We start from the raw sequence: 4,186 nt of genomic DNA, 5'->3' as shown, positions 1-4,186 counted from the left end.
AGGCCTTCCTCTCAGCCATCGCGTTAGCCGCAACCGTCATGTTCTGGCTATGAAATGTGAATGAGTCCTGACCCTAAATCTCGGCCAAACGGTGTCGAGGAAGATGTTCTGCGGGAGAATGAGCATAGCTATGAGGAGCCCTCTGACGCCGTCGACGGCTGAAACCCAGAGATTTTCCTTCGCTTGGATAAGAAAGACTTGTTCAGGTCATTCCTGCCGGAATTACGGCGAGGGTTTTATCGGCTCTTTAGATATAATTGGTAAGCTGAGCGCCGCAGTTTTCATGAGCAATAACCGACCGTGCGCCCCACAGACTATGTTCAGGTATCTTCGCTCATGCGCATCTGAAGATTCTTTCTCCATCTATCTCGTGTGGGAAGTTCAGAACGATATGAGCTTTCTGCAGCACAGTGCGCGACCGATATTTAACTATTAAGCATCACGCAACACTTGCTTGCGCGTATAATCCCAAAGCATTTGAAACCTGCCGCTCCAGATACCAACTCCACCTTTTGCGGGCCTCGTCCTCGAGTGCGGCACAGTCCATCGAGTATGTCCGGTAGATACACTTCTCTTAGTCAATGATTTTCCCGGCATCGTCAGTAGAACAATGCCTTTATCGGACCACTGTTAGATCGTTGGCGGGAAATTTTGCGCTCAACCGAGCCGGTAAAAATCCGACATCCGCAGTCGGGAAAAAGTTCTCAAAACGCTGGCCAGCGCGAGAATACGCAACGCGCTTTGCTCACCGAGCTTCGCCAAGCAAAGCCATGATATTTCCCGACTGAAAGGTCACCGAGCACCCGAAAGAACCGATGCTTGAGAAAATTTCCTGACGCTTCATCGGAAAAACTTCCCGGTGCAAAGATGGCGGAAAGTACCGATAAGTTAAAAAAAAATAGGTTATCAATTCCCGACCGCTATCCACCAAAACACGTGGTAACGAATTTCAGCTAAGTAATTGATATAATTTGCTAACTTCAGGGTTTTGGAGACCGTCGCTCTACCAGCTGAGCTATACCCCTATGGCCGATCAGCGGGGTAAGCCAAGGCCAAGGTGAAATCAAGTGCCTTTTCCAAGCTTTCCTCGCGCGCGTCATGGGTTCCGGGGCCTGTCTTCCTCACGCCACGTCGCAAGACGCTCACAGGACGAAGAGCCACCCGGCCCGTTCTGAAACATTCAGGCCTCCGCCTGCCGCTCAAAAAAACGTGTTACCCGCCCGCACCGGGGGCGGCGGTCTTGGCGGATCACGACCGGGCAAACCCCGCGAAGGTCACGTCACAGCCCCGAACCCCAGCCTTTTCTGGCCCGCACCATCGCTGTGCAGCCGCGCACATCGAGACGGCACCAAAACCCTGATTTCAATCACAAATTCCCGTTACTGAACCGAGCGGTTTTCGTGATTTCAAACCGGCGGCGCGGCTCCCTAACTTGATCGGTGTCGGCAGCACGAAAACGCCGCCGGCAGCCCAAAGCAACCCGGCCATACCGGCCGGTCACATCAACCGAAAGGACAAGACCATGACCAAATTCCTCGCAATCGCCGCCCTTGCCGCCACCACCTTTGCCGGCGCCGCTTCGGCCATGACCTCGGACGCAGCACTGGCTGAAATCCAGTTCTACGCGCCGAACGCCGACGTGCAGTCCCTGACCGACGCCGAGATCGCCTCGCTGCTGAACGTCATCCACTCCAGCGACTCGGTCAGCGAAGTCCGCGCCAAGGTGCACGCCGCCCTGCGCTAAGCCTGGCCCCTTGCCTCGACATCAAATCAAAAGGAACGAAACCATGAAACTTTTCGCAATCGCCGCCCTCGCCGCGACCACGTTTGCCGGCGCCGCCTCGGCCATGACTTCGGACGCCGCCCTGGCTCAAATCCAGTTCTACGCGCCGAACGCCGACGTGCAGTCGCTGACCGACGCCGAGATCGCCTCGTTGGTGAACGTCATCCATTCCAGCGACTCGGTCAGCGAAGTTTACGCCGCGGTCCGCGCCGCCCTGCGCTGAGCCGGGAAATTTCGGGCAGGTTTGCCCGCCGCCCACTGCCCCCGCAAGCGCCCAAGGCGCTCGCGGGAGCCACGGGCCAAACGGCCGCCCTTTGGGGCGGCCTTTTATTGCGCGGCGATCCCGGCCGCAGCGCTCTCGAACAAAGCGTCAAAGGCGGCGTTCAGCACCAGCGCGGCGTAGTCCGGCGACTTGTGGCCGCCGTCCTGGCACTGCCCGGCGCCTTCGACACCATAGCGCGCATGGCTGAAAACGCCACGCACCACCGTTTCTTCCGGCTGACGAACGATCCGCACGCCGTCCGCCATCGCCGTCTGCGAAATCAGCCTCCACAGCCGGTCCCTCGTGGCCGGGGAGGTCTTTTCGGCGGCGGGAGCGTGGACCAGCAAACGCCCCTTGATCGCGTAATCGCGTGCCGTATCCGTCGGGAACGAGGCCGGTACGAACCAGACCTTGGTCCGGTCCGCGAATGCGGCGGCAAAGCGGTAGGCGCGGCAATTCTCCTGCCAGCCGCGCGCCATGGCCTCCTGCACGGCACGACTGGGCCAGCCGCTGTCGGCGGCCAGTTGTACGCTGTGGGCGATGAATTCGGCGGCGTTCAGCCGTGCGCCGTAAAAGACGATCACGTCGAAATCCGCAGGATCGAGAACGCCGCGCCCCCGGCCGTTGACCTGCGCCACAACCGGCGCGGCCTCGAGACCGGGCACCACGATCCCCTCCCGCAGATGCAAATCGCGGAAACGGGGCCCGCCCGCCCCCCAGAACTCGGCGGCGGCAAAGGCCGGATGCAGCAGCCCAGCATCCAGCGCCTTGCGGACCGACGCGATGTTGCTGTCACCGAAGATGCAGATCCTAGCGGGCGGGTCCAAAGGCACTCAGCATCTCCTCTTCACAGACGACATCCATGGATTTCAGGGGCTTTCCCGCCAGCGCCACACGGTTGCGGCGGCCCTTGCGGGGAAACGCGCGGGCCTGATCGCCGAAGAAATGGCGCATCACGGTCGCCACGCCTTCAGGCGCGACGCTGCGCATGTTGGGCTGGTAGAACACACCGCGAAAGACCGGATGGGTGATGATCTCGTACGACGGAAAGTAGTCCACCCCCACATCGTCCTCGGCGACCTGCCCGGCCACGGCGCGGAGGATGGATTTGGAATGGCTGGTCGCGGTCAGAACGTGCCGGCCCGAGGCCGTCGCCGTGAGCGGCACGGGCGACACGGTCAGCAGCACCCGAAGATCGGGGTTGAGACCACGCATGCGGCGGATCGCGCGCTCAAGCGTCTCCGCGATGTCGGCCATACGGCGGTTGCGAAAGACGTGAACCTCGGGGTCATATGTCCCCGCGTGCGTGCCCGGGCACATGGCGTATTCCAGCCCGCTCTCGGCGTTGACCCAGGCCTCGGTGAGGCCCAGCGTGAAGACGAAGATATCCGCCGCCGACACCGCGCGCTTCAGCGCCGCGCCTGTGCGCGCGCGGGCCGCTCGGAATTCTGCGGGATCGCCGAAGCCACCCGGCTCGATCGCCGGACGCAACGGGTCGAAGACGCGTCCATCCTGCAGCCAGCACTCGGGATGGGCCTCTGCGTCGTCCAGCGCGATGTCGAGCCATTGGTCGAGCATGGCGGGCGTATAGATATTGCCGGTGCGGCAGCTGAAGACACCATAGTTGAACCGGCGCGCGGCCTCCTCGTTCAGGAACGGAGGCGCCGGTTCCGCGTCGAGCCAGCCATAGCCGTCCGCCGCCAGCGCCCGCCCGATATGCTGGGCGAAACAGGATCCGGCGGTGACGATGCGATGCGCGGGACGGATGGGAAATTTCGGCTGCCACAGCCCTTCAAGGCCAAAGGCTCCGGCCTCGGCGACGGCACTGCGCCAGAACGCCCGCGGCGGCAGGTCGCTGTATGGATTTGTCATCTGCTCGGTCCGTTTTCGATCAGAAAGCCGGAAAGCGCGCGGACGGTCAAATGGGGCCTGGGATGAATCCCGCGTTGTGTTGCAGGGAAACGGACAGCCAAGAAAAAACCGCGCCCAATGGCGCGGTTTACTGAGCTGGGCGGTGCGCATGAATGCGCACCCTACGGTGTTGGTGTAGGGTGCGCCTTTACTGTGCACCGTCCGTTTCGCTTACTCGATGATCTTCGACACACCGGGGTTGGCGCGTCTCGGGATCATCGCTTACTCGA

4 protein-coding genes are annotated in these 4,186 nt (G+C 61.4%); 2 read left to right on the top strand and 2 right to left on the bottom strand.

Translation table 11 applies throughout. The annotated features are described in order from the left end of the window. Positions 1-1,522 precede the first annotated feature (1,522 nt). Together RXV88_RS23220 and RXV88_RS23215 are read left to right on the top strand one after the other, a co-directional pair. Positions 1,523-1,744 (top strand): hypothetical protein, encoded by a 222-nt coding sequence (locus RXV88_RS23220; protein WP_316296096.1) that lies wholly within the window; start codon positions 1,523-1,525, stop codon positions 1,742-1,744. Positions 1,745-1,787: 43 nt separating this feature from the next. Beyond that, positions 1,788-2,006: a hypothetical protein gene (locus RXV88_RS23215; RefSeq protein ID WP_316296095.1), complete on the top strand. Its 219-nt coding sequence runs from the start codon at positions 1,788-1,790 to the stop codon at positions 2,004-2,006. A 104-nt stretch (positions 2,007-2,110) separates the two neighbouring features. Here RXV88_RS23215 and RXV88_RS23210 read toward each other — a convergent pair whose 3' ends face one another. Together RXV88_RS23210 and RXV88_RS23205 are read right to left on the bottom strand one after the other, a co-directional pair. After that, complete coding sequence (locus RXV88_RS23210) at positions 2,111-2,878, bottom strand: hypothetical protein (RefSeq protein WP_316296093.1); 768 nt, start codon at positions 2,876-2,878, stop codon at positions 2,111-2,113. Next, the gene (locus tag RXV88_RS23205; RefSeq protein WP_316296091.1) at positions 2,856-3,917 is read right to left on the bottom strand and encodes a GSCFA domain-containing protein; all 1,062 of its coding nucleotides are present in this window, start codon (positions 3,915-3,917) and stop codon (positions 2,856-2,858) included. Before RXV88_RS23205 ends, RXV88_RS23210 begins: the two co-directional genes overlap by 23 nt. Positions 3,918-4,186: the final 269 nt, after the last annotated feature.

This window comes from Aestuariicoccus sp. MJ-SS9 (assembly GCF_032586235.1).
Taxonomy (GTDB): Bacteria; Pseudomonadota; Alphaproteobacteria; order Rhodobacterales; family Rhodobacteraceae; genus Aestuariicoccus.
The sequence above is the reverse complement of the archived record's forward strand: the minus strand, read 5'-3'. Positions and strand labels throughout refer to the sequence as shown.

What these genes read in the sequence shown, in the direction of transcription:
- RXV88_RS23220 (WP_316296096.1), top strand. Translation starts at nt 1,523, where the DNA reads ATGACCAAATTCCTCGCAATCGCCGCCCTTGCCGCCACCACCTTTGCC.
- RXV88_RS23215 (WP_316296095.1), top strand. Translation starts at nt 1,788, where the DNA reads ATGAAACTTTTCGCAATCGCCGCCCTCGCCGCGACCACGTTTGCCGGC.
- RXV88_RS23205 (WP_316296091.1), bottom strand. Translation starts at nt 3,917, where the DNA reads ATGACAAATCCATACAGCGACCTGCCGCCGCGGGCGTTCTGGCGCAGT.